This window comes from Micromonospora globispora (genome assembly GCF_003857015.1).
In the GTDB taxonomy this organism is placed as follows: domain Bacteria; phylum Actinomycetota; class Actinomycetes; order Mycobacteriales; family Micromonosporaceae; genus Micromonospora; species Micromonospora globispora.
The window spans coordinates 1-23,877 of the sequence record NZ_QGGF01000256.1 but is presented as its reverse complement, the minus strand read 5'-3'; the positions used below and the strand labels follow the sequence as shown (position 1 = coordinate 23,877).

Sequence of the window (23,877 nt, the reverse complement as noted above, 5' to 3'; positions counted from 1 at the left end):
ATGGTCGTCCACAGCGAAGCGTGCTCGCTAAGTAACCGTGAGAGTTCACTCGGGCGGGTTCGCTCCCTGCTGAGCTGCCCTGCTGCCGTACCGCTGATCTGAGCTGCGGTGGTGGGGCGGGGTGGTCCGCCCGCGCGCGGCGGGCGGGCGCGGCCACCCCTTCCATTTCCATGCGCAGAGAGGTGGCGACGATGCGTGCCTTCTTCCGGAGGTCAGGCCGAGACGAGGGGACGCCGCGGGGACCCGCGACCTGTTACCGCTCCTCCTCGTACGTGCCGTTGGCGCCCTGGCAGGTGCGGGAGCGACGGTTCCGGCCGACCCGCATCGGCCGGCGCGGTCTCGACCCGGCCGAAGTGCAGGAGTTCCTGGACCGGGTGGCCGATGACCTCTCCGCCGTCTACCGGGCGCTGGGGGACAGCCGGCAGGAGGCGGCGCGGATCAAGGACGCGCTGCGGCGCTGGCAGTCCGAGCAGGCGGAGCGGACCACCGCCGGACGGTACCGGTGACGGCCGACCGGGAGCGCTTCGTGATCCACCTGCCGGTGCGGGCCGGTGACCTGGGCGGCGCGGTGCGGCTGGCTCGGGTGGTGGCCCGCTGGGCGAGCCTGCTGTCCCCGGCCGACCCGGGGGAGACCACCGTTTCGGCCGAGGACGAGCAGGGCATACGGCATCGGGTCTTCTGCGACCTGTTGCTGCCCGGTGGCCGGCGCTGCCTCCTCCGGGCCGACCACGACGGACCGTGCGCCCGCCGGCTGACCCGCTGAAACCCTCGGCACCAAACCGCTAATGGTGCCCTTCCGGCAGTCGCGCCACGTCAGGCACCGGTCCGATATGGCCGAGCTTATCGGGATTGACCACAGCGCGAATCGTCTGGACCACGCCGTCGGCGACGTCGAGTTCGATCACGCTGACCACGCGCCTTTCGGCGTCGTACAGCACGGCACCCGGCTGACCGTTGACCCAGGCCAGCCGGAGGGAGGCGCCGAGGGCCCGGGCCCGGCGGAGCAGGCCGACGAGGAACCGCATGACGCCCTCCCGCCCGGCCAGCGGCTTCCCGATCACCTGCGCCTTGCCGCCGCCGTCCCCGTGCAGCACCACGTCGGGCGCGAGCATGCCGAGCAGCGCGTCCATGTCGCCGCCCGCGGTGGCCTCGAAGAACCTGCGGGCGAGTTCCCCGCCTTCCGCCCGCCGGGCCGGGGGTGGCGCGCTGTCGCGCGCCTGCCCGCCGGCGGCGATGCGCTGCCTGGCCCGGGCGAAGATCTGCCGGCAGTTGACCTCGGTCTTGCCGATGCTCCTCGCAGCCCCCCACGTACGTCTCCCGCCGTACCCGGGCCGACCTGAGGTGGTTGATCCCCAGCCGCGTCACCGCCGTCGCCAGGTACGCCTTCGGATCCGTGATCGTGGTTCCCGCCTGGCGCGCCCGGGTCAGGCCGAGGAACGCGTCCTGCACAATGTCCTCGGCGTCGCCCACGGACCCGGTCATTCCGTAGGCGATGGAGAACAGCAGCGGCCGATACTCGGCCGCGCCCGTCTCATCCGCTGACCCAGGCACGGAATCCCTCCCGCCAGCTCGCGTACCGCGGCTCCCAGCCGAGCTCTTTCCTTGCCTTCAGATTCGAGCACCCGCGCCCCTCGGTCATCTGGGCCACCACGAACTCCCCGGCGAGCGGCCGCCCGAGCCAGGCGGGCAGGCGCAGCGGCGGCTTCGCGCCCGCGACCTTGGCCAGGTACGGCAGCCACTCCGCGACCGGCGCCGGGTCGTCATCCACCACGTTGTAGACGCCGGGCGCGCCGCGCTCGACCGCGGCGAGCGTCGCGGCCGCGGCATCGGTGATCTCGATGAACGACCAGATTCCGGTCCCGCCGCCGATCACCGGCAGCTGCCGCTTCCGTACGCCGTCCACCAGTTGATCCGAGGCGCCCGGGCCGTAGACGGTGCCGTAGCGCAGCACGATTCCCTCCGGTGCCGTGAGCGGCACGGTCCTGTCCACGTACTTGATCGCCGCCACCGTCCGCGCCGAGGACGGGATGGGCCGCGAGTCGATCGGATCTTCTTCGATCTTGACCGGGCCGCCGGAACGCGCGTAAACGAAGTTGTGGCCCTGCGCGACGACCCGGCGGGTGCCGGCTTGCGCCGCGGCCGCCAGCAGGTTGTCGGTGCCCCGGGTCCGCAGTTCGTTGGTGGCGGCGAACACCTGGTCGACCTTACGGAGGCTCCGCATGCTCGCCAGCGCGGTCATCTGGTGCACGATCACCTCCGGCGCGGCCGCCCGCACCGCCGCGATCACCGCATCCCGATCCAGCCCGTCGACGACCACCGGCTCCGCGCCCGCCTCGCGCAGCCGCGCGACCTTGCCGGGCGTCCTCGTGGTGGCGGTGACCTGGTGACCCGCCGCGTTCAACCCAGGGACGAGGTGTCGTCCCAGTGCCCCGGTCGCTCCTGTGACAAAGACTCGCATTCATCTTTCCTTCCGCGTGGCGCTCTCCCTTGAAGACAACGCACCACCGGAAGCTGTGACATTCTTCAGCCCCGGCCTCCGACCCGCAGGAGGGATACGACATGGCGGAGCAACATCCCGCGCTCGCCCGGCTCGACGTGCTCGTCGGGCGGTGGACCGTTCAGCCCAAGGTCGAGGGTCTCGGTGCCGGGTGGACGGAGTTCACCTGGATCGAGGGTGGCCAGTTCCTGCGCGAGTTCTCCGACGCCGAGCCGCTGCCGGAGACGGCTCCGCAGGCGTGGCGGGAGAACAACCCCTTGCCCGTGACGTCGCTGATCGGCCTCGACGACGCCGGCGAGGAATTCAGCATGCTGTACGCCGACGCCCGCGGCGTCCACCGGGTCTACCGGATGACGTTCGCCGACGGCCGCTGGCGCCTCTGGCGGGAGGCACCCGGCTTCCACCAGCGCTTCACGGGGACGCTGAGCGCCGACGGCAACACCATCGACGGGCGGTGGGAGAAGTCCGCGGACGGTGTCGACTGGACGCTCGACTTCGAGCTGACGTACCGCCGCTGACGACGGGCCTCGCGCCGCATCCGGCGTGAGACCGGTCAGTCCTGGGCGCGGGCGAGCACGACGAACTCCCCGTCGGCGCTCGTGCCGACCGGTTCCCCACCCCAGCCGCCGTGGATCCGGTCGACCGTGAAGCCGGCGGCGGCCAGGGACGCCCGTAGCTCCTCCTCGGTGCGGAAGCGCAGCGTGCCGGAGCTGAGCAGCTCGTCCGCATCCGGGAAGACGTAGTGGTGGACGAAGCTGACCAGACCGTCCCGGACCTCGGTCACCTCGGTCCAGGCGTCCACGACCCGGCCGTCCGGCAGCGCGAGCCGCCGTCGGGAGTCCCGGGGGTTCCACCGCTCCCACCGCCGGGCCGCCGGGTCGCGCGAGTCGAAGGCCAGCCGGCCGTCGGGCACGAGCGCCCGGCGGAGGTCGGCGAGGGTACGGGCCCACTTGTCGTCGGCGCGGATCTCCTGCGCGACGTGGCTGGTCAGCACCGCGACGTCGAAGGCCCGGTCGGGCAGGACCCGGGACGTCCCCTCGATCCAGGTGACCCGGTCGGCGGCCGGCTTCGCCCGAGCCGCGTCGAGGGAGGCGCGCGCCGGGTCCACGCCGGTGACGGTGTGCCCGGCGGCGGCCAGGGCCAGGGTGAGTCGACCCGTGCCGCAGCCCAGGTCCAGCACCCGGGCGCGCGGGCTCTCGTTCGCCACGGAGAGAAAGAAGTCGTCATCGCGGCCCCACGGGCACTCCGCGTCGTAGACCGTCACCAGGTGTGGATCGAGGAACTCCCCGCGTCGCATCGCCGGATGCTAACCGCCCGCGTCGTACGGCGAGGGCCCCGCCGACCTGGTCGACGGGGCCCTCGGTGACCGCAGGTCAGTTGTTGACGCGCGGGTCGTCGTCGCGGGTGCGGCTGCCGGCCTTGGCCAGACCGCGGCTGACCAGGTAACCGATGGTCAGCAGGGTGATGTACCACCAGGCCTTGTCGGCGGCGAAGTAGTCCCCGCCGTTGTTGCCCGCGCCGTCGCCGACGGCGTTCGAGGCGATCAGCACGCCGATGACGGAGAGCAGGTAGACGGCCAGCTCGGTGGTCTTCCACGCAGGCTTGGTCTCCTCACCGCGGTGCAGGTGCCGGACGTCCCGGTCGACGTGACCGTGATCGTCGGTGGTGCGGGTCGCGCTCCCGGTGGTGGACGTCGCCATGTCAGCTCCTAAAGAAGTACGTATTAAGGTAATTGGTCCCTGTGCGGGGGGTTCGTGCTCTCCCGCCGGGGTTCAGTTACCCGTGCGTACTTCACGGGAAACAAGATTGTTTCCAGTTGCGTGGCGGCTCTGCGGGTCAGGAGCTGGTGACCGCGCGAACGGCGTCCTCGATGCGGGCGGCCAGCAGGACCTCGCCCTCGGTCAGCGGCTCGCCGTCGCCGTGCCCGACCTGGATCTGGGTGCGGTTGGCCCGCCGGCTGATCTGCGGACGGAGGCGCAGCGCGTCCGCGACCACCTTGACCCGCTCGGTCAACGCCGCGTGCTGGGTGTCGTCGAGGACGAGGGTTCGTCGGATCTGTTCCCCCTCGCGGGTCCACCCGGTCAGCAGGGTGAGCGCGTCGCTGAGGTAGTCGTGCTTCGCCCGGCCGTTGAACAGCACGCGCATCACCGCACCTCCCAGGCGTCGTTGCCGGCTTGTGGCCAAATCGTCGCCATCCCGTGTCCTCGTGGACGCCCTCTAGTCTGTCGTCACTCGGAGGGTGTGTCCACGCCCACACTTCTGGGTTCTCCTGGCCTGACGGTCGACCTCGGTACCCAAACCGCCGATTGATCTGGCACGCTGAACGCCCGTGCGGACCGAACGGGTAGGCGGTAACGGGCAGGCCGACCGGCGTGAGCCGAAGGTGGTGGTCGGGGCGGCGATCATCGCGGGCGGGCGGGTCCTCGCCTGTGCGCGCTCCGCACCACCCGAGGTGGCCGGCCGGTGGGAGTTCCCCGGTGGCAAGGTCGAGCCGGGGGAGAGCGAGATCGCCGCGCTGATCCGCGAGTGCGCCGAGGAACTCGCCGTACGGGTCGAGATCGGCGGGCGGGTCGGCCGGGACGTGCGGATGGCCCACGGGCGCTCGGTCCTCAAGGTGTACGCCGCCCGCCTCCTGCACGGCGACCAGCCGAAGCCCCTGGAGCACTCGGAGCTGCGCTGGCTCTCCGCCACCGAACTCGACACCGTCACCTGGCTCCCCGCCGACGCTCCGATCGTGGCCGCCCTCCGTCCCCTCCTCAGCAACGCCTGAGCCCGGAAAGCGGAAACGGGGTCGGAAACGGGACGGAGGCCGGCGGCAGATGCCGCGGCCCCCGTCCTCGTAGCTGTCTTGCTCAGTGCTTCGGCTCGTCCTGCTGCGGGTGAGCGAAGTTGAGGTGCTGCGGCGGCAGCGGGAAGGTCACGTCGTCGCCGAACGGCGACGGCGCGGCGGCCCGGTCGAAGGTCAGCTCCGTCAGCGGCAGCTTGCCGTTGGCGTCGGTCGCCGGGGCGGTCGGATGCGGCACCTCGCGGTGCCAGTTCACACCCCGCTGCGCCTCCGTCTCATGGCGCGGGTCGTGCGAGCCGCCCGCGTGCGAATGCACGCCCCCGTGGGGGGCGCTGGAGTGCACCGCGCCGCTGTGCTGCGCGCTGGTCACGTAGGTCTGAGGCACCTGACCCCTCCGGAAGATCTTGCTACCAAGCCACACGAGGGGATCGTACCTGCGGTCGACGACCCGCTCCTTCACGGGGATGATCCCGTTGTCGGTGATCTTGATGTGCTCCGGGCAGACCTCGGTGCAGCACTTGGTGATGTTGCAGTAGCCGAGCCCCATCTCGGCCTGCGCGTACTCCTTGCGGTCGGTCTTCGCGTCGAGCGGGTGCATGTCCAGCTCCGCGGCCCGGATGAAGAACCGCGGGCCGGAGAACGACTCCTTGTTCTCCTCGTGGTCGCGGATCACGTGGCACACGTTCTGGCACAGGAAGCACTCGATGCACTTGCGGAACTCCTGCGAGCGCTCGACGTCCACCTGCTGCATCCGGTAGTCGCCGGGGGCGACGTCGGCCGGCGGCGCGAAGGCCGGGGTCTCCCGGGCCTTCTCGTAGTTGAAGGAGACGTCGGTGACCAGGTCCCGGATGACCGGGAACGTCCGCAGCGGCGTGACGGTGACCGTCTCGCCCTCCTCGAACGTCGACATCCGGGTCATGCAGCTCAGCCGCGGCTTGCCGTTGATCTCCATCGAGCACGAGCCGCACTTACCGGCCTTGCAGTTCCAGCGGACGGCGAGATCCGGCGTGTCGGTGTTCTGCAGCCGGTGGAGGACGTCGAGGACCACCTCGCCCTCGTTCACCTCGACCATGTGATCCTGCAGCTCGCCGCCGTTCTCGTCGCCCCGCCAGATGCGGAACTGTCGCTTGGTTCCCATTACTTGCCCGCCTCCTCAGCGAGGGCGTCGAACTCCGCGAGCTCCTCGTCGGTCAGGTACTTGGCCAGCTCGTTACGGTCGAAGAGGTTGATCAGCTCGCCCCGCATCTTCGGCAGCGGCTTGTGTTCCAGGCGGACGGTGTCCCCGTCCAGCGAGCAGACCAGGTTCACCCGCCGCCACTTCGGGTCCATCCCCGGGAAGTCCTCCCGGGTGTGCCCGCCGCGCGACTCCTGCCGCTCCAGCGCCGCCTTCGCGGTGCACTCCGACACCACCAGCATGTTGCGCAGATCCAGCGCCAGGTGCCAGCCCGGGTTGTAGCGCCGGCCGCCGGCCGCGCTCACCTTGGCCACCCGCTCGCGCAGCTCGCCCAGCTTGCGCAGCGCGTCGACCAGCTCGCCCTCGCGCCGGATGATGCCGACCAGTTCGCCCATCACCGCCTGGAGGTCCTGCTGCAGGGTGTACGGGCTCTCCCCGGTGTCCCGCTGCAGCGGCGCCAGGGCCGTCTCCACCGCGGCCTCCACGGCCGGGACCGGGATCCTCGGCCGCGAGGTCAGCTGGTCGGCGTACGTGGCGGCGTGGCCGCCCGCCCGCTTGCCGAAGACCAGCAGGTCCGACAGCGAGTTGCCGCCGAGCCGGTTGGAGCCGTGCATGCCGCCGGAGACCTCACCGGCGGCGAACAGGCCCCGGACGATGCCGGCCGCGGCGCCGCTGTCCGGGTCCACCTCGACGCCACCCATCACGTAGTGGCAGGTCGGGCCGACCTCCATCGGCTCCTTCGTGATGTCGACGTCGGCCAGCTCCTTGAACTGGTGGTACATCGACGGCAGGCGGCGGCGGATCTCCTCCGCCGGCAACCGGGACGCGATGTCCAGGTAGACGCCGCCGGCCGGCGTACCGCGACCGTCCTTGACCTCACTGTTGATCGCGCGGGCGACCTCGTCGCGGGGGAGCAGCTCCGGCGGACGCCGGTTGTTGTCCGGGTCCTTGTACCAGCGGTCCGCCTCCTCCTCGTTGTCCGCGTACTGCTTGCGGAAGACGTCGGGGACGTAGTCGAACATGAACCGCTTGCCGTCGGAGTTCTTCAGGACGCCGCCGTCGCCGCGGACCGACTCGGTGACCAGGATGCCCTTCACCGAGGGCGGCCAGACCATGCCGGTCGGGTGGAACTGGAGGAACTCCATGTTGATCAGGGTCGCCCCGGCGCGCAGCGCGAGCGCGTGCCCGTCCCCGGTGTACTCCCAGGAGTTCGAGGTGACCTTGTAGGACCGTCCGACGCCGCCGGTCGCCAGGACCACGGCCGGGGCCTCGAAGAGGACGAACTCGCCGGACTCCCGGTAGTAGCCGAAGGCGCCGGCGACGCGGTCACCGTCGAGCAGCAGCTCGGTGATGGTGGTCTCGGCGAAGACCTTGATCCGGGCCTCGTAGTCGCCGTGGTCGCGCTTGTCCTCCTGCTGGAGGGAGACGATCTTCTGCTGAAGGGTCCGGATCAGCTCCAGGCCGGTCCGGTCGCCCACGTGCGCCAGCCGCGGGTACTCGTGCCCGCCGAAGTTGCGCTGCGAGATCTTCCCGTCCTTGGTGCGGTCGAAGAGCGCGCCGTACGTCTCCAGCTCCCAGATCCGCTGCGGCGACTCCTTCGCGTGCAGCTCGGCCATCCGGAAGTTGTTGAGGAACTTGCCGCCGCGCATCGTGTCGCGGAAGTGCACCTGCCAGCTGTCCCGGCTGTTCGCGTTCCCCATCGCGGCGGCCGCGCCGCCCTCGGCCATCACCGTGTGCGCCTTGCCGAACAGCGACTTGGAGATGATCGCGGTCTTCTTGCCGGCCAGTCGGGCCTCGATCGCCGCCCGCAGGCCGGCGCCACCGGCCCCGATCACGACGACGTCGTAGTGGTGTCGTTCGATTCGCGTCTCAGTCATGTCCCGGGCCTCTAGTTGATGAACCGCAGGTCGTTGAACCAGCCGGCCGCCACCGCCATGACGTAGAAGTCGGTGAACGCGAGGGTGCCGAGGGTGATCCAGGCGAGCTGCATGTGCCGCACGTTGAGCATGGAGACGAACGTCCACGCCCGGTAGCGCAGCGGGTGCTTGGAGAAGTGCTTGAGCCGGCCGCCGATGATGTGCCGGCAGGAGTGGCAGGAGATGGTGTAGGCCCAGAGCATCACCACGTTGCTGATCAGGATCAGGTTGCCCAGCCCGAAGCCGAAGCCCTTCGGGGAGTGGAACGCGTAGATCGCGTCCCAGGTGTTGATCAGCGAGATGATGACCGCGGCGTAGAAGAAGTAGCGGTGCAGGTTCTGGCCGAGCAGCGGGACGCGGGTCTCACCGCTGTAGGACTTGTGCCCGTCGGGGACCGCGCAGGCCGGCGGCGAGAGCCAGTACGACCGGTAGTACGCCTTCCGGTAGTAGTAGCAGGTCAACCGGAAGAGCAGCAGGAACGGCAGGGTCAGCGCCGCGTCCGGGATGATCCACCAGCCGGGCAGGAAGCTGCCGAAGTGCGAGGAACCCTCGACGCACCGGTTCGTCACGCACGGCGAGTAGAACGGGGTCAGGTAGTGGTACGCGTCCACCCAGTACCACTTGTGCATGAACACCCGGACCGTCGCGTACGCGACCCACGCGGTGAGGCCGATGACGGTGATCAGTGGGGGGAACCACCAGCGGTCGGTCCGCAACGTCTTCGCCGCGATCGCGGCGCGCGCCCGCGCCCCTCGCGGCCTCGTTGCCGTTGATGTCATTCGACTCGTCTCCCTGACGGCGCCCTCGCGGGCGGATCACGTTCCTACCGGTCAGCGGACCGGCCAGACCGCGTCCACTGCCACGTCTTGCGCACGCATGCGGCCGCACCGGCGTACCGGCGCAGCTAAGTGACACACGTTACGCCGATCTTCGCGGCCCGGCCGCGCAACGCAGTGTCCCGTGTGTCCCGCAGCTTGGAAAGACCCTGGAGCATGTTCGATGTCCGCCCGTTGTAAAAGATCGTCTCCGGTCGACCCGCCGAACCTCGGCCAGCCCGGGTAACCCGCCCGGAAGGCCCTCGGTCAGCCGGAGGCGCCGCCGGTGAAGTTCCAGGCGGCCAGCCGCAGCGGCGGAGCCTCCCACCAGACGCCGTCGGTCCGGTCCGGCATGCGCGCCGGCCGTTGCCCCACGCCCAGCACCGCGCCGGGGCCGAGCGCCCGCGGATACGACTCGGTGAACCGGAAGTCGCGCACCGGCCGGGTCGGCACCCCGTCCTCCACCAGCCACACCCCGTTGCGGGTCAGCCCGGTGATCACCAGACGCTTCGGGTCGAGCACCCGGGTGTACCAGAAGTCGCTGACCAGCAGCCCCCGCTCCACCCCGGCGACCAGCGCGGCGGTGTCCGGATCCGCCACCGCGCCCACGCCGCCCGTCGTCCCGGCCGTCCCCAGGTCACCCGCTGCCAGGTCGCCTCCGGTGGCGGGGAGGAGGCGGAGGTTGCGCGGCATCGGGCCGAAGGTCGAGGCGCCCGGCATTCCGTGCCCGGTGGACCCGGTACCCGCCTCCGCGCCGCTGCGCCGGTCGTGCGCCACCCCGGCGGTGATCCCGGCGTCCACCAGGGTCAGCGCGCGCCGGACGGCGCCCTCCACGTCGTACGGCAGGGTCGAGCCGTGCAGCGGATCGTCGACCAGGGTCACCGCCGGGTCGAACTGGGCGGTGCCCGGCTCGGCGAAGGACTGCCGCTCGGCGTACCGCTTGCCGTTGAAGCCGTACCAGGAGAAGTTCTGCAACAGGTCGGCCACGGCGGCCGGTTCGAGGACCACCTCGTACCGCCCCGGGGGCAGCTCCACCGGGTCGACCGCGGCCCGCGCCTTCGCCGCCGCCCGGGTGCCGAGCGCGGCGCCGTCCAGGTCGGCGAGGCGGTCGGCGCAGTGCCGGGCCACCCCGTCCGAGCCGCCGGTACGGGCGATGCCGTCCATCGCCGCCTCGGCCGTACGCCCCTGCGCCGAGTGGCCGGCGGAGTTGGCGAACGCCCCCGACCGGTACGCCGTGCGGCAGTAACCGGCCGCCTCCAGCCCGCCCACCGCGTCCACGAACGCGCGTACGCGGGCGGCTCGCTCGTCCGGCTCGGCGTACGCGGTGGCCTCGTCGAAGACGGCGCCCGAGGGCACCGGCGAGGGCGGGGTCAGTCCCGGCCAGGCCGGGTCGGGCGGGCAGAGCCGCGCCGCCGCCAGGGTGCGCTCGACCAGCGCCCGCAGGCCGTCCGCGTCGACCAGGCTGCCGCTGCCGGCCGCGGTGCGCCCGTCGACATGCATCCGTAGCCGGACGGCCACGCCCGACTCGGCCACGTTCTGGTGGATGAACGAGTTCGCGAACCGGGTCAGCGCCAGGTCGGCCCGGGTCACCACAGCCTCGGCCTGCGCGTCGGGCCCGGCGAGCCGGCGGACCAACTCGACCACCCGGCCGGCGATGTCCAGCTCGGTCATGCCGTCACCTCTCTGTCCGCCGACGGGGGAGCCGTTCACGCGCGCACCCCCACCCGGACGTTGCGGAAGCGGGCCGGTGCGGCCGGGTGGCCGGTGTGGCCGATCTGGCCGGGCTGGCCCTTGCCGCAGTTCGGCGTGCCCCACGGGACGACCTCGGAGGAGAGCATGTCCATCGAGCGCCAGAAGAGCGGACCGATCCCGGTGTAGGTGGGGTTGCGCAGCATCCGGCCGCGCCGGCCCTTCTTCACCTCCCAGCCGATCTCGCAACCGAACTGGAAGTTGAGCCGCTTGTCGTCGATGGACCAGGAGCGGTTGACGTCCATCAGCACCCCGTCGTCGGTGGCGGCGATGATCTCGTCCAGCGTGTGCGGGCCCGGCTCGAGGCCCACGTTGGTCATCCGCACCATCGGCAGCCGGGCCCAGCCGTCGGCCCGTACGCTCCCGCCGTAGTCCAGACCGGCGACGGCGGCCGAGTCCCGGCCGGCGAGCACACCCACCCAGCGCCCCTCGCGGACCGCGTCCCGCTTGACCGCCGGGGAGCCCTCGTCGTCGAAGCCGAAGCTGCCCAGGGCGCCGGGGATGGTCGGGTCGATGGTGACGGTCATCAGGTCGGAGCCGTAGCGCAGCGAGCCCAGCTGCGCCAGGTCCAGCCAGGACGTGCCGGCGAAGGCGGCCTCCCAGCCGAGGATCCGGTCCAGCTCGATGGCGTGCCCGACCGACTCGTGGATCTGCAGCGCGAGCTGCTCGCTGCCGAGGATCAGGTCCAGCTCGCCGGCCGGGCACGCCGGCGCGGTGAGCAGCGCCCGGGACTCCTCGGCGATCCGGGCGGCGTGCGCGGCCAGGTCGAGCGAGGTGACCAGCTCCCAGCCGGTGGTGCCGTACTGCCCGCGGTAGCTGGGGTAGGAGCGGCGCTGCGTCTCGCCGTCACCGATCGAGGTGGCCGAGATCCCGCCGCCGCACTCCCGGATGCGCTGGTCGATGCGGTGCCCCTCGCTGGAGACGAACCACTTGGCGGTGTCCCAGATCTGGTAGAGCCCCTCGGCCAGGTCGGCGCCGTGCTCCCGGATCGTCCCGGTGGCCCGGACCAGCAGGTCGCCCTTGTCGGACAGCGGCACGCCGAGCGGGTCCACCTCGCAGCCGGACGCCCAGCTCGCCGTGGTCGCCTCGACCGGCACCAGGTCGATCGGCGGGCCGGAGACCCGGCCGCTCGCCGCCGCGGTCCGGGCCGCGCGCCGACCGGCCTCCCGGGCCGCGGCGTCCGACAGCTCCGGTACGGCGTGGAAGCCCCAGCTCGACCCGACCAGCGCCCGGACGCCCAGCCCGATGCTCTCGTCCTGGAGCAGCTCCTCGATGTCGCCGTTGCGGGCGGACATCGACTCGTAGCGGCGGTGCATCACCCGGGCGTCCGCGTACCGGGCTCCCGCGTCGAGGGCGGCCTGCACGGCGGCGGTCGCCGCGTCGAACTCGGTCATGCGACCGACCCTAGGCGAGCGGGCCGACGTCCGTCAGGGCAGCAGCTCCTCCGGGCTGATCCTGGCCCGGACCGGTTCAGTCAGCTCCAAGATCTCCCCGGGCTTGGTTACCGACTGCTCCCGGTAGTGGCTGCCGTGCCGACGGTAGAGGTGCAAGGTCCCGTTCTCCTGCTCCACAAGCAGGTACCACTCGATGCCGGCGGCGGCGTAGTAGTGCATCTTGAGCACCTTGTCGGTCGCCGCGTTGCTCGGCGAGATGATCTCGCAGACCAACCGCACGTCGCTCGCCTCGACGTTGAGCTCATCGAAGTCGATCGGCCCGGTGATGACGAGATCGGGAATGGGGATGCGGCCGGGTCTGAGCCGCACGTTGACCGCTTCGAGCACGTGCAGACCAGCTTCGCGCGTCGGGATGCGCAAGGCCGCACGGAGCTCACCGGAGATGTTCTGGTGCCGTGGGGTGGGGGCTGGGGTCACGTGAAGGCTCCCGTCGAAGAGTTCGACGCGCTGCTGCGTCTCGCCGAGGGCGAGGTACTCCTCTTCGGTCCACGGGCCGTCGTGGCCGAACACCGCCGCGGTCATGGTCACCTCCACCTCGTGCCGGCGGGCATCCTCCAATGGCTGTCGCCATCATGGTCGCACCTGATGTGCGTCGAAGCCTCACGTCATCCAGTCGCGGCAGTGAATGTCCAGTTGAGGGGTGTCGGTGCGCGATACGGACTCGTTACGCTGAGCCCCGCTGACAGCTCCCGCGTTGTAGCTTATTTTCACCCTCAGAACTTTGCTGTAGGTTCTCTTCGTCACTGAGGGAGGCGGTCGTGGGCAGGTCGAAGTCGGCGCCGTCCGGGGGTCCGGACCGCCCCAGCGTGCCGGAGCAGCGCTCCGGCGAGGGTCCCTATCTGCAGGTCAAGGACCTGGGGGTCCGCTTCGACACCGAGGACGGCGTGGTCCGTGCGGTCGACGGGGTGTCCTTCGCGGTGGAGCGCGGACGCACCCTCGGCATCGTCGGCGAGTCCGGCTCGGGCAAGAGCGTGACCTCGCTGGCCATCCTCGGCCTGCACAGCGCCAAGCGCGCCACCATCACCGGCGAGATCTTCGTCGGCGGCCGGCAACTCGTCGGCCTGCCGGAGGAGCAGGTCCGCCGGCTGCGCGGCCGGGACATGGCGATGATCTTCCAGGATCCGCTGTCCGCGCTGCACCCGTACTACACGGTGGGGCGGCAGATCACCGAGGCGTACCGGGTGCACCACCCACGGGCGGGGAAGCGGGAGGCCCGGCAGCGGGCCGTGGACATGCTCGGCCGGGTCGGCATCCCGCAACCGGCCAAGCGGTACGACCAGTACCCGCACGAGTTCTCCGGTGGGATGCGGCAGCGGGCGATGATCGCGATGGCGCTGGTCAACGACCCGGACCTGCTGATCGCCGACGAGCCCACCACCGCCCTCGACGTCACCGTGCAGGCCCAGATCCTCGACCTGCTCGCGGATCTGCAGGCCGAGTTCCACTCGGCGATCATCCTGATCACCCACGACCTCGGGGTGGTGTCGCAGGTGGCCGACGACGTGCTGGTGATGTACGGGGGCCGGGCGGTGGAGCACGGCAGCGTGGAGCAGGTGCTGCGCCGGCCCCAGCACCCGTACACGTGGGGCCTGCTGTCAAGCGTGCCGTCGTTGCACGGTGACCCGGACGCGGACCTGATGCCCATCAAGGGCAACCCGCCGTCCCTGATCAACCTGCCGTCGGGATGCGCGTTCCATCCGCGCTGCCGGTACGCGGGCCGCAACGGGGACCGCTCCTTCACGGAGGTGCCCGAGCTGCGCCCGGCGGGGGAGGAGGGCCACCTAGTCGCCTGCCACCTGCCGGCCGAGGAACGGACCCGGCTCTTCGCCGAGGACATCGCGAATGTGGGGGTGGCGGCCGGATGAGCGTGCAGGCGGAGGCGACGCCGGTCCGGCCGGCGGCCACGGAGGAGCCGCTGCTGCGGGTACGGGGCCTGGTGAAGCACTTCCCGGTGCGCGGCGGGTTCCGGACCACCGGGCTGGTGCGGGCCGTGGACGGCCTCGACTTCGACGTGCGGGCCGGGGAGACGCTCGGCCTGGTGGGAGAGTCCGGTTGTGGGAAGACCACCACCGGCCGGATGCTGGTGCGGCTGCTGGAACCGACCGCGGGCAGCATCGAGTTCGACGGGCGGGACATCACCCACGCGCGGCGGCGGGAGCTGCGGCCGCTGCGGCAGGACCTGCAGATCATCTTCCAGGACCCGTACGCCTCGTTGAACCCCCGCCACACGGTGGGCCGGATCGTGGCGATGCCGTTGCAGGTCAACGGGATCACCCCGCCGGGTGGGGTCAAGAAGCGGGTGCAGGAACTCCTCGAACTGGTCGGCCTCAACCCGGAGCACTACAACCGGTACCCGCACGAGTTCTCCGGCGGCCAGCGCCAGCGCATCGGCATCGCCCGCGCCCTCGCGCTGCGGCCGAAGCTGATCGTCGCGGACGAGCCGGTCTCCGCCCTGGACGTCTCGATCCAGGCGCAGGTCATCAACCTGCTGCGGGACCTGCAACGCGACCTCGACCTGGCGTTCGTCTTCATCGCCCACGACCTGGCCGTGATCCGGCACTTCTGCCAACGGGTCGCCGTCATGTACCTGGGCAAGATCGTCGAGATCGGCGACCGCGACGACATCTACCAGCGCCCCCAGCACCCGTACACGCGGGCCCTGCTGTCGGCGATCCCGGACGTGACCGCCCTCGGCCCGGCCGGGCGTATCCGGCTCGCCGGGGACGTGCCGACCCCGCTCAACCCACCGTCGGGCTGCCGCTTCCGCACCCGCTGCTGGAAAGCGCAGGAACGCTGCGCCACCGAGGAACCGGCGCTCATCGCCCGCGACGGCGGCCGGCAGCTCACCGCCTGCCATTTCCCCGAACGGGGAACGATCAGCACCAGCCCGGACGGTACCGCCGCCGGCACGGCCGCCGAGGAGGTGTCGAAGTGAGCCTGTCACCGGTCGAGGGCGTGGCGCTGGCCGAGATCGAGTCCACCGGCGATGGTGGCGGACCGGGTGAGAAGGGGTTCGCCGGCCGGTCGCCGGGGCAGCTCGTCTGGAGCCGGCTGCGGCGCGACCGTACCGCGATGATCAGCGGTGCCGTGCTGGTGGTCCTGGTGCTGCTGGCGCTGGCCGCGCCGCTGGTCCAGCGGCTCTACGGGGTGAGCCCGAACGAGCAGTTCGGGGACCTGCTGGACGCCACCGGGATGCCGCTCGGGTACGCCGGCGGTGTGAGCGGTGACCACTGGTTCGGCCTCGAACCGGGTCTGGGCCGGGACATCTTCATCCGGATGATCTTCGGGGTCCGCACCTCGCTGTTGATCGCGTTGGGCTCGGCCCTGGTCACCGCGACGATCGGCGTGGTACTCGGGATCGTCGCGGGCTTCCTGGGCGGGGTGGTCGACTCGGTGATCGGCTGGTTCACCGACGTCGCCCTGGCGATGCCGTTCCTCATCTTCGCGCTCGCCGTGGTGCCGACGTTCTCGCTGCGCTTCTACGGCCCGCGCGACGCGGTGCCGACCTGGTTCGCGGTCACCACGCTGATCGTGGTCTTCGCCGCGTTCGGCTGGACGGGTACCGCCCGGCTGGTGCGCGGGCAGGTGGTCTCGCTGCGCGAGCGGGAGTTCGTCGAGGCGGCGCGGGCCAGCGGCGCGGGGGTGGGGCACATGCTCTTCCGGGAACTGCTGCCCAACATCTGGGCGCCGATCCTGGTGTCGTTCTCCCTCGCCGTGCCGGCGTACGTGACCGGTGAGGCCGCGTTGTCCTTCCTCGGCGTCGGGCTGCCCGAGTCCGTGCCCAGCTTCGGCCGGATGATCTACCGCAGCATCGACTACCTGCAGACCGACGCGGCGTACGTCTTCTTCCCCGGCATCACCATCTTTGCGCTCGTGCTCGCGTTCAACCTCTTCGGCGACGCGCTGCGCGACGCGCTCGATCCGAAGTCGTCACGGTAAGGGGTTCGACGCATGGTGCGGTTCCTGCTGAAGCGGGTGCTCCTGGCGGTTTCGGTGCTGCTCGCGGTGAGCATCGTCAGCTTCCTCCTGTTCTTCGCGCTGCCCCGCGATCCGGTCACCGGCATGTGCCCGAAGAACTGCAACGCGGAACGCCTGGAACGGGTGCGTACCGAGTTGGGGCTCAACGAACCCAAGGCGGAGCAGTACGCCAACTACATGAAGGGCATCTTCGTCGGCCGCGACCTGGGCAGCGCCCAGGGCGGGAAGTGCGAGGCGCCCTGTCTCGGCTACTCCTACGTCAACAGCGAGGCGGTCAGCGACACCTTCGCGCGGGTGCTGCCGGTGACGTTGAACATCGTCCTCCCGGCGGCGGTGCTGTGGCTCGCCCTCGGGGTGGGGCTCGGCATGATCTCGGCCCTGCGCCGAGGGTCGCTGCTGGACCGCATCTCGATCGGGCTCACCCTGACGTTCGCCTCGTTGCAGCTCTACTTCGTCGGCGCCGTGCTGTTGCTGATCTTCGTCTACCACCTGAAGATCCTGCCGACCCCGCGGTACGTCTCCCTCTTCGACAATCCGGTGGAGTGGGCGCGCGGGCTGGTGCTGGCCTGGGTCACCCTGGCCCTGCTCTTCTCGGCGATCTACGCGCGGCTGTCCCGGGCGCAGATGCTGGAGACGTTGTCGGAGGACTTCGTCCGGACGGCCCGCGCCAAGGGCATGGCGAAGCGGCAGGTCTACGGCCGGCACGCGCTGCGCGCGGCGATCACGCCGATCGTGACGATCGCCGGGCTGGACGTGGGCGGGGCACTTGGCGGCACGGTGATCACGGAGACCACCTTCGGCATCCAGGGGCTGGGCCGTACCGCCGTGGAGGCGGTCCGGCAGGGGGACCTGCCGACCATCATGGCCACCGTGCTGATCTCCGCCCTGTTCGTGGTGATCGCCAACATGGTCGTCGACCTGCTCTACGCGTTCATCGATCCCCGGGTACGCCTGGGGTGACGCGCCGAGCCCGCCGGTCCGATCGTTGCCGGCCCGTTATCTGCCCGAAATTTACGGCGAGCGAAAGCTAAGCGAAGCTTTTCTTCATAGGCGACCCGGAGGAGTGAGTATGCGAGCAAGACTCGTCACCGCCATGGGCGGTGCGATGGCACTGGTGGTGGCCCTCAGTGCCTGCAGCAAGAACACAGGTGACGACGCGAACGGCGTGGACACCAACAAGCCTCGTACCGGCGCCATCGCCACCGACCCCAAGGACTCCCTCGGGCCGGCGCCGGAGGTGCCAGGTGCGACCAAGGGCGGGACCTTCTACATCCTGCGGGAGAACAAGATCTCCCACCTGGACCCGCAGCGGGTCTACTCGTTCGCCGGTCTGATGGGGAGCCAGCTCTACGCCCGGTACCTCACCACCTTCAAGGACGACGGCAAGGGCAACGTCACGCTGGTGGGTGACCTGGCCGAGACCCCGGGCACCAACGTCAACAACGACTGCAAGGTCTGGGAATTCAAGATCAAGCAGGGGGTGAAGTTCGAGGACGGTCGGCCGATCACCTCCAAGGAGATCGCCTACGGCATCGCCCGCTCGTTCGACCCGGACCTCACCGGTGGTCCCACGTACCTGCAGGAGTGGCTGGCCGACAGCCCGCAGTACGACACCAAGTGGGACTTCAAGAAGAACAAGACCTCGCTGCCGCCGGGGCTGAGCACGCCCGACGCGCAGACCCTGCGCTTCGAGTTCAACAAGCCCCGCTGCGACCTGCCGTTCGCCGTGTCGCTGCCGGCCACCGCGCCGCTGCCGCCGGACAAGGACACCGGCGTCAACCTCGACAACCAGCCCTTCTCCTCCGGCCCGTACAAGATCACCAAGAACACCCCGGGCGTCGAGATGGTGCTCGAGCGCAACGAGAACTGGGACCCGGCCACCGACCCGGTGCGGCACGCCTACCCGGACAAGTTCATCTGGTCCTTCGGCGCCGACAACGCCACCCAGACCAACCGGGTGCTCGCCGGCACCGGCAACGACGCCGCGGCGGTGGCCACCGGTGGTGTGCCGTCGGAGCTGATCGCCAAGGTCACCGGCGACCCCACGCTCAAGGAGCGGATGATCGTCGCCGCGACGCCGAACGCGTACCGGCTGACCATCAACACCAGCCGGGTCACCGACCTGTCCGTGCGTCAGGCGATCAACTACGCGATCGACCGCAGCAGCATCACCAAGAACCTCGGTGGCCCGTACGGCGCCGTGCCGCTCACCACGCTGCTGCCGCCCACCACGCTCGGCTACAAGAAGTTCGACGCCTACCCGGCCGGTGAGTCCGGCAACCCGGACAAGGCCAAGGAGCTGCTCGCCGGCAAGTCGGCGAACCTGGTGCTCGGCACCTCCGACGACACTCCCTCGCAGGAGACGGCGACCCAGGTCAAGAACGCCCTGGAGAAGGCCGGCTTCACCGTAACGATCAAGCCGATCCCCGAGGACGGCTACCTCGACTTCGTGAAGAAGAAGAGCAACCCGTGGGACATCTGGGTCGACTCGTGGGCGGCCGACTGGCCCAGCGGCGCCTCGATCCTGCCGGTGCTCTTCGACGGTCGGAACATCAAGGCCGAGGGCAACAGCAACACGTCCCAGCTCAACAACGACGCGATCAACGCGGAGTTCGACCGGGTGCTCGCGCTCGACCCGGCCAAGCAGGCCGACGAGTGGAGCAAGGTGGACGAGCGGCTCATGAAGGAGTCGGCGCCGGCGGTGCCGCTCTACAACGAGGTGGTCTCCGTCGCCCACGGTGAGAAGGCCGGCGGAGTCTTCATCGGCAGCATCTTCGGCTGGCCCGCCTTCGTGAACGCGTACGTCAAGCAGTAACGCCACGGGATCAGGGGCCCCGGTCGACAACGGCGTCGGCCGGGGCCCTTTCCGTCCTCACAGGTAGGTGCGCAGGAAGTCCAGCTCCAGGCGGAGCAGGCGCTCCGCGGTGCCGCCGGCGGCCATGTGGGTCGCTCCGGTCAACGGCAGCACCGAGTGCGGCCGGCCGGCCGCCAGCAGCGCCGCCGACAACCGCAGCGTGTGCGCGGCCACCACGTTGTCGTCGACCAGGCCGTGCACCAGCAGCATCGGCCGGGCCTGCTCCGGATCGCCGACCGGCTCCGCGGCCAGCTCCACCAGCGAGTGGTGGGCGTAGACGTCCATGCCGTCGTCCGGCATGCCGAGGTAGCGCTCGGTGTACGCGGTGTCGTACAGCATCCAGTCGGTGACCGGAGCGCCGACGATCGCGCAGCGGAACAGCTCCGGGTGGCGCAGCACCGCCAGGCCGGCCAGCCAGCCGCCGAACGACCAGCCCCGGACGGCAACCCGGTCCAGGTCGAGATCCGGGTGCTTGCCGGCGAGCGCGGTCAGCGCGTCCACCTGGTCGGCCAGGATCACGTCGGCCAGCCGCCGGTGGACCGCCTTCTCGAACGACGGCGCCACCCCCGGGGTGCCCCGGTTGTCGATCGTCACCACCGCGAAGCCGGCCTCGGCCCACCACTGCCGCTCCAGCCAGGCCCCCCGGGCGGAGAGCACCTCCTGATGCCCCGGCCCGCCGTAGACGTCCAGCAGCACCGGCAGCCGGGTGCCCTTCACATGGTCGTTCGGATAGAGCACCGCGGTCGGCAGCCGCCGGTCGGTCACCCGCACCATCACCGGCCGAGGGGCGTACGGCGGGGTGGCGGCCAGCGACCGCAACTGGGCCACCTCCCGGTCGTCGTGCCACACCGACCACCGGGTCCCCGCGTGCTCCAGCGAGGCGGTGCCCACCACCAGCGTCGAGCCGCCGATCGCGGCGGTGTGCCACCCCGGGTCGCCGCTCAGCCGGCGGGCGTCCACGCCGCCGCCGATCACCGTCCGCACCCGGTACAGGTGACGCTGGCTCGGCTCGCCCTCGCTCGCCTCGACCAGCAGGTCGGCCGGGCCGTTGCCGGCCGGCAGCCGGCCCACCACCCGCCGTACGTAGAGCGAGGGCGGGGTGAGCAGCGTGCCGTCGGCGAAGAGGCAGCGGGCGTCGTACCCGTCGTGGGCCAGCTCGCCGCCGACCAGCACCCGCCCGTCCGGCAGGTGGGCCGGGGTGCCGGGGATCGGGTCCACCCAGCGCGGATCGGCCAGCTCGGCGTGCACCTGGGTCTCCCCGGTCCGCGGATCCACCGCGAGCACCAGGCCGTGCTGCTGCGAGCGGCGCAGCACGGTGATCAGCGGGCCGCCGTCCGCCCAGTCGACCGAGGTCAGGTACGGGTAGGTCTCCCGGTCCCAGTGCACGTCGACCCAGCCGCCGTCGAGGTCGAGCAGGTGCAGGCTGACCTCCGCGTTCGGCCCGCCGGTCCGGGGGTACGCGACCGTGGTCGGCGGGCTCGCCGGGTCGGCCGGGTCGTGCAGGGTCCACCGCGGCAGCCGGGACTCGTCCACCCGGGCGGCCAGCACCGACCGGCCGTCCGGGGCCCACCAGTAGCCGCGGTAGCGGTGGAACTCCTCGGCCGCGATGTGCTCGGCCAGGCCCCAGCTGACGCCGCTGTCCTCGCCGGCCAGCAGGGTGTCGGTGCCGTCGGACTCGACCACCCGGAGCTGGCCCCGGCGGACCCCCTCGGCGGCGTCGGTGACGTACGCCAGCCGCTCCCCGGTCGGGTCGGGCCGCGGGTCGATCACCGGGCCGACGGTGGCCACCTCGACCACGTCGCCGTGCACCAGGTCGGCCCGGAACAGCCGACCGGCCAGCGCGAACACCGCCACCCGGCCCGCCGCGTCGAGGGCGTACGAGCCGATGCCGGCGGCGCTGAGCCGCAGCCGTTCGCGCAACGCCCGCTCGCCCGGGGCGAGCGCCTCCCGCTCGGCGTCCGTGCCGAGCAGCGCGGCCGGATCGGCGACCAGCCGTTCCTCGCCGGAGGTGACGTCCAGCAGCCAGAGCGCGTCGGCGGGATCCTCCGGGCCCTGCGAGCGGAGGAAGATCACCCGGGAGCCGTCGTCGGCGACGGAGACGGCGCGCGGCGCCCCAAGGCTGAACCGACGGGTACGGGCGGCCAGCTCGGGAAAGTCCACAGCTCGGATCGTAGAGCCGCGTCGGGCGTGATGTGGCCGACCTGGGCGGACGCGTCAGGGCCGCTCGGAAAGGACCGCCGGATAGAGTGACGATCGTGACGACGCTGCCCGACCGACGCCTTCTGCTGGTCCACGCGCACCCCGACGACGAGTCCATCGGCACCGGCTCGACGATGGCGCACTACGCCGCCATCGGTGCCCACGTCACGCTGGTGACCTGCACGCTCGGCGAGGAGGGCGAGATCCACGTACCGGAGCTGGCCCAGCTCGCCGCGGCCGCGGCCGACCAGCTCGGCGGGTATCGGATCGGCGAGCTGGGGGCCGCTTGCGCCGCGCTCGGCGTCACCGACCACCGCTTCCTCGGGGGCGCGGGCCGGTACCGCGACTCCGGGATGATGGGGCTCGCCACCAACGACCACCCCCGGGCGTTCTGGCAGGCCGACCTCGACGAGGCCGCCGGCCACCTGGTGGAGATCATGCACGAGGTCCGCCCGCAGGTCATGATCACGTACGACCCCGACGGCTTCTACGGGCACCCGGACCACATCCAGGCGCACCGGGTGGCGACGCGGGCGGTCGAACTGGCCGCCGCCGACGGGGTCGCCCCGGCCAAGGTCTACTGGACGGCCATGCCGCGCAGCGTGCTGGAGGCCGGCCTGGACCACTTCGTGGAGACCTCGGACAACCCGTTCGCCGGCATCGACAGCGTCGACGAGCTGCCCTTCGGCACGCCCGACCCGGAGATCGCCGCGCGGATCGACGCCACCGAGCAGCACGCCGCCAAGGAGGCGGCGATGCGGGCGCACGCCACCCAGATCCCGGCCACCTCCTGGCTCTACTCGATCGCCGGCAACTTCGGGGCCGAGTTCATGGGTGTCGAGTACTTCACCCTGGCGGTGGGGGAGAAGGGCCCGGGCAGCGGCCCGTACGGCTGGGAGGACGACCTCTTCGCCGGCCTGGCGCTGGACGGACCGGACCGGTCCCCGGTCGCGGCGGCCGGCCTCCGGTGACGCTGCCGGCCGCCCCGATGTCGGTCATACCGGAGCCGCAGCCCACCGCGCCGCCCGAGCCTTCGGCGGCGCTCGACCTCGTCCTGCGGATCGTCGGCGGCCTGGTGGCGGTCGTCGCGGGTGCTCTCGCCGCCGTGCTGGACCTGCTGCTGGCCACCTGGGGCTGGGAGATCATCGAGGGTCGACCCGACACGGCGACGAAGACGCTGGTCGGCATCTCGCTCGCCCTGGGCGGCATCGCCGCCGCCGTCGCGCTGACCGTGGTGGTGAGCCGGTTCGCCCACGCGGCCGTCGGTACCCGCTGGGCGGTGGTCCTGCCCGCTCTGCCCTGGTTCGTGGTGATCGTCGCGGCCGGCGTCCGGACCGCCGAGGGTGACCTGCCGCTGGCCGGGGACAACGTGCTCGGTCTGGGCCTGATCGTGGCGGGCGCGATCACCTTCGCGGTGGCGGCCTTCCGGCAGATGATCGCGGCGCCGGTCGTACGCCGAGGGGACTGACGCCACACAGGTTGCGGTGGTACATATTCCTGCCAGGAGTCCCGCCGTCGGGGCGGGACGGAACGGCGGGAGGCGTGCGATGAGGGAGCGGTGGCGCGCGGTCGGCGTGCTCGCAGGGGCGCTGTTCGTGGTCAACGTGGTGGCGCGGCTGGTCATCAAGTTCGGCTTCGAGAACGACGACACCGCCGCCGACCGGGTCTCGCTGGTGATGTTCCTGGTCATCGGGCTGATCCTCGCGGCGGTGGCGTTCCGCTGGGGGCGCGACCGTCCGGTGGGCCGCTGGGCGGCTGACCTCACGGCCGCGGTGGCCGTGGCGCTGGCGCTGACCGTCTTCGTCGGGCCGCTGCTGGTCGGCAACAGCCCGTTCGCCGGTGGCGCGGGCCTCTTCTTCGCCCAGATCTGGCTCTACCTGGCCGCCGCCGGGGCCGGTGTGCTCGTCGGGTACCTCATCCTCACCGCGCTCGGCCGCGACTACCGCTCCCAGCAGCTCAAGCGGTACGCCCAGCTCAAGGCCGCCAAGCCCCGCAAGGTCGTCCGCCGCTGACGCCCCTTTCCCGGTGCCGCTCTCTTTCCGGTGCGGCCTGGTTGCCGGAAAGAGTGGCCATCCGCCGTGGAATGGCCACTCTTCCCGGGAAACCGTGCGCCGCTCTCGGGGCTAGCGCTCGATGCCGGGGAGGGGCGGTGTGGCGACTGCCTCGTCCACGGCGGTGATCACCGTGCCCTCGGGGGTGACCACCTCGTCCACCGGCTCCATCTCCGCCGGCACCAGGTCGGTGAGCACCCGGTCGGCGGTCTCGGCGGTCACCGAGGGACCTGAGCCGGTCGTGGGCTCCGGGTTCCGTACCGGCTGGAGGTGCGGTGCCGCCTCGATGTCGTCCGGCGCCGTCCGGGGTCGGGGAATCCGCACCTCGCGCTGCGTGGCTTGCGGCTGCTCGGAGTGCGCCGGGGCGGCGGGCAGGGCGGCCGGAGCCGGCCCCGCCGCCAACTC

At 71.3% G+C, this 23,877-nt stretch carries 25 protein-coding genes and 1 pseudogene; 12 read left to right on the top strand and 14 right to left on the bottom strand.

Translation table 11 applies throughout. From position 1 onward, the window contains the following. The first annotated feature begins 191 nt into the window (after positions 1–191). Both DKL51_RS11875 and DKL51_RS11870 read left to right on the top strand, forming a co-directional pair. Complete coding sequence (locus tag DKL51_RS11875) at positions 192–506, top strand: DivIVA domain-containing protein (protein ID WP_109947731.1); 315 nt, start codon at positions 192–194, stop codon at positions 504–506. Further along, positions 503–763 (top strand): hypothetical protein, encoded by a 261-nt coding sequence (locus DKL51_RS11870; protein WP_109947732.1) that lies wholly within the window; start codon positions 503–505, stop codon positions 761–763. The genes DKL51_RS11875 and DKL51_RS11870 overlap by 4 nt, the downstream gene beginning before the upstream one ends. Positions 764–782: 19 nt before the next feature. Here the strand turns inward: DKL51_RS11870 and DKL51_RS35670 are convergent, their stop codons facing one another. From DKL51_RS35670 to DKL51_RS11860, 3 genes and pseudogenes are all read right to left on the bottom strand, one after another. Next, positions 783–1,235: a nuclear transport factor 2 family protein gene (locus tag DKL51_RS35670; RefSeq protein WP_260428467.1), complete on the bottom strand. Its 453-nt coding sequence runs from the start codon at positions 1,233–1,235 to the stop codon at positions 783–785. Between the two features lie 103 nt (positions 1,236–1,338). After that, positions 1,339–1,551: pseudogene (locus DKL51_RS37115) on the bottom strand (sigma factor); the annotation flags it as partial. Continuing rightward, complete coding sequence (locus tag DKL51_RS11860; RefSeq protein WP_109947733.1) at positions 1,532–2,458, bottom strand: NAD-dependent epimerase/dehydratase family protein; 927 nt, start codon at positions 2,456–2,458, stop codon at positions 1,532–1,534. The gene DKL51_RS11860 and the pseudogene DKL51_RS37115, both read right to left, overlap by 20 nt. A gap of 101 nt (positions 2,459–2,559) precedes the next feature. Here DKL51_RS11860 and DKL51_RS11855 point away from each other — a divergent pair, with 101 nt between their 5' ends. Further along, positions 2,560–3,015: a hypothetical protein gene (locus DKL51_RS11855; protein ID WP_109947734.1), complete on the top strand. Its 456-nt coding sequence runs from the start codon at positions 2,560–2,562 to the stop codon at positions 3,013–3,015. Positions 3,016–3,050: 35 nt separating this feature from the next. On the opposite strand, the gene DKL51_RS11850 is transcribed toward DKL51_RS11855, so the two are convergent. The 3 genes from DKL51_RS11850 to DKL51_RS11840 all read right to left on the bottom strand — a co-directional run bounded on the left by DKL51_RS11850 (position 3,051) and on the right by DKL51_RS11840 (position 4,642). After that, on the bottom strand, positions 3,051–3,794 hold the full coding sequence (locus DKL51_RS11850) for a class I SAM-dependent methyltransferase (RefSeq protein ID WP_109947735.1): 744 nt from the start codon (positions 3,792–3,794) through the stop codon (positions 3,051–3,053). 76 nt (positions 3,795–3,870) lie between these two features. Next, positions 3,871–4,197, bottom strand: a complete 327-nt coding sequence (locus DKL51_RS11845) for a hypothetical protein (protein WP_243422755.1) — start codon at positions 4,195–4,197, stop codon at positions 3,871–3,873. A 136-nt stretch (positions 4,198–4,333) separates the two neighbouring features. Beyond that, positions 4,334–4,642 (bottom strand): 4a-hydroxytetrahydrobiopterin dehydratase, encoded by a 309-nt coding sequence (locus tag DKL51_RS11840; protein WP_109947736.1) that lies wholly within the window; start codon positions 4,640–4,642, stop codon positions 4,334–4,336. A gap of 238 nt (positions 4,643–4,880) precedes the next feature. On the opposite strand from DKL51_RS11840, the gene DKL51_RS11835 reads away from it, so the two are divergent. Continuing rightward, positions 4,881–5,267 (top strand): (deoxy)nucleoside triphosphate pyrophosphohydrolase, encoded by a 387-nt coding sequence (locus DKL51_RS11835; protein ID WP_109947757.1) that lies wholly within the window; start codon positions 4,881–4,883, stop codon positions 5,265–5,267. A gap of 82 nt (positions 5,268–5,349) precedes the next feature. On the opposite strand, the gene DKL51_RS11830 is transcribed toward DKL51_RS11835, so the two are convergent. The 6 genes from DKL51_RS11830 to DKL51_RS11805 form a co-directional block, all read right to left on the bottom strand. Then, positions 5,350–6,420: a succinate dehydrogenase/fumarate reductase iron-sulfur subunit gene (locus tag DKL51_RS11830; RefSeq protein ID WP_109947737.1), complete on the bottom strand. Its 1,071-nt coding sequence runs from the start codon at positions 6,418–6,420 to the stop codon at positions 5,350–5,352. Then, positions 6,420–8,333: a fumarate reductase/succinate dehydrogenase flavoprotein subunit gene (locus DKL51_RS11825; RefSeq protein ID WP_109947738.1), complete on the bottom strand. Its 1,914-nt coding sequence runs from the start codon at positions 8,331–8,333 to the stop codon at positions 6,420–6,422. The genes DKL51_RS11830 and DKL51_RS11825 overlap by 1 nt, the downstream gene beginning before the upstream one ends. A gap of 11 nt (positions 8,334–8,344) precedes the next feature. Continuing rightward, positions 8,345–9,151 carry a succinate dehydrogenase subunit SdhC gene (gene sdhC / locus DKL51_RS11820; protein WP_109947739.1) on the bottom strand — a complete coding sequence of 269 codons (807 nt, stop codon included), beginning with the start codon at positions 9,149–9,151 and terminating at the stop codon, positions 8,345–8,347. Between the two features lie 303 nt (positions 9,152–9,454). Continuing rightward, the gene (locus DKL51_RS11815; protein ID WP_109947740.1) at positions 9,455–10,858 is read right to left on the bottom strand and encodes a TldD/PmbA family protein; all 1,404 of its coding nucleotides are present in this window, start codon (positions 10,856–10,858) and stop codon (positions 9,455–9,457) included. Between the two features lie 35 nt (positions 10,859–10,893). Further along, entirely contained in the window at positions 10,894–12,330 is a 1,437-nt protein-coding gene (locus DKL51_RS11810) for a TldD/PmbA family protein (protein WP_109947741.1), read from the bottom strand. A 33-nt stretch (positions 12,331–12,363) separates the two neighbouring features. Beyond that, positions 12,364–12,912: a Uma2 family endonuclease gene (locus DKL51_RS11805; RefSeq protein ID WP_109947758.1), complete on the bottom strand. Its 549-nt coding sequence runs from the start codon at positions 12,910–12,912 to the stop codon at positions 12,364–12,366. Between the two features lie 236 nt (positions 12,913–13,148). Here DKL51_RS11805 and DKL51_RS11800 point away from each other — a divergent pair, with 236 nt between their 5' ends. The 5 genes from DKL51_RS11800 (at position 13,149) to DKL51_RS11780 (ending at position 19,183) form a co-directional block, all read left to right on the top strand. Further along, positions 13,149–14,255: an ABC transporter ATP-binding protein gene (locus DKL51_RS11800; RefSeq protein ID WP_109947742.1), complete on the top strand. Its 1,107-nt coding sequence runs from the start codon at positions 13,149–13,151 to the stop codon at positions 14,253–14,255. Next, positions 14,252–15,325 carry an ABC transporter ATP-binding protein gene (locus tag DKL51_RS11795; protein ID WP_109947743.1) on the top strand — a complete coding sequence of 358 codons (1,074 nt, stop codon included), beginning with the start codon at positions 14,252–14,254 and terminating at the stop codon, positions 15,323–15,325. The genes DKL51_RS11800 and DKL51_RS11795 overlap by 4 nt, the downstream gene beginning before the upstream one ends. Beyond that, positions 15,322–16,329 (top strand): ABC transporter permease, encoded by a 1,008-nt coding sequence (locus tag DKL51_RS11790; RefSeq protein ID WP_109947744.1) that lies wholly within the window; start codon positions 15,322–15,324, stop codon positions 16,327–16,329. Before DKL51_RS11795 ends, DKL51_RS11790 begins: the two co-directional genes overlap by 4 nt. Positions 16,330–16,341: 12 nt before the next feature. Then, positions 16,342–17,328: an ABC transporter permease gene (locus DKL51_RS11785; protein ID WP_109947745.1), complete on the top strand. Its 987-nt coding sequence runs from the start codon at positions 16,342–16,344 to the stop codon at positions 17,326–17,328. Between the two features lie 109 nt (positions 17,329–17,437). Then, positions 17,438–19,183 carry an ABC transporter substrate-binding protein gene (locus DKL51_RS11780; protein ID WP_109947746.1) on the top strand — a complete coding sequence of 582 codons (1,746 nt, stop codon included), beginning with the start codon at positions 17,438–17,440 and terminating at the stop codon, positions 19,181–19,183. A 57-nt stretch (positions 19,184–19,240) separates the two neighbouring features. On the opposite strand, the gene DKL51_RS11775 is transcribed toward DKL51_RS11780, so the two are convergent. Continuing rightward, complete coding sequence (locus tag DKL51_RS11775) at positions 19,241–21,382, bottom strand: S9 family peptidase (protein WP_109947747.1); 2,142 nt, start codon at positions 21,380–21,382, stop codon at positions 19,241–19,243. An 86-nt stretch (positions 21,383–21,468) separates the two neighbouring features. Between DKL51_RS11775 and mshB the strand changes: the two genes are divergently transcribed. From mshB to DKL51_RS11760, 3 genes are all read left to right on the top strand, one after another. Further along, on the top strand, positions 21,469–22,392 hold the full coding sequence (gene mshB, locus DKL51_RS11770) for an N-acetyl-1-D-myo-inositol-2-amino-2-deoxy-alpha-D-glucopyranoside deacetylase (protein WP_109947748.1): 924 nt from the start codon (positions 21,469–21,471) through the stop codon (positions 22,390–22,392). Between the two features lie 17 nt (positions 22,393–22,409). Next, positions 22,410–22,889 carry a hypothetical protein gene (locus tag DKL51_RS11765; RefSeq protein WP_185734779.1) on the top strand — a complete coding sequence of 160 codons (480 nt, stop codon included), beginning with the start codon at positions 22,410–22,412 and terminating at the stop codon, positions 22,887–22,889. A gap of 79 nt (positions 22,890–22,968) precedes the next feature. After that, positions 22,969–23,433 (top strand): hypothetical protein, encoded by a 465-nt coding sequence (locus tag DKL51_RS11760; protein ID WP_109947750.1) that lies wholly within the window; start codon positions 22,969–22,971, stop codon positions 23,431–23,433. Positions 23,434–23,544: 111 nt separating this feature from the next. Here DKL51_RS11760 and DKL51_RS34880 read toward each other — a convergent pair. After that, the coding region (locus DKL51_RS34880) for a hypothetical protein (protein WP_221623160.1) at positions 23,545–23,877 on the bottom strand (333 nt) is incomplete at its 5' end.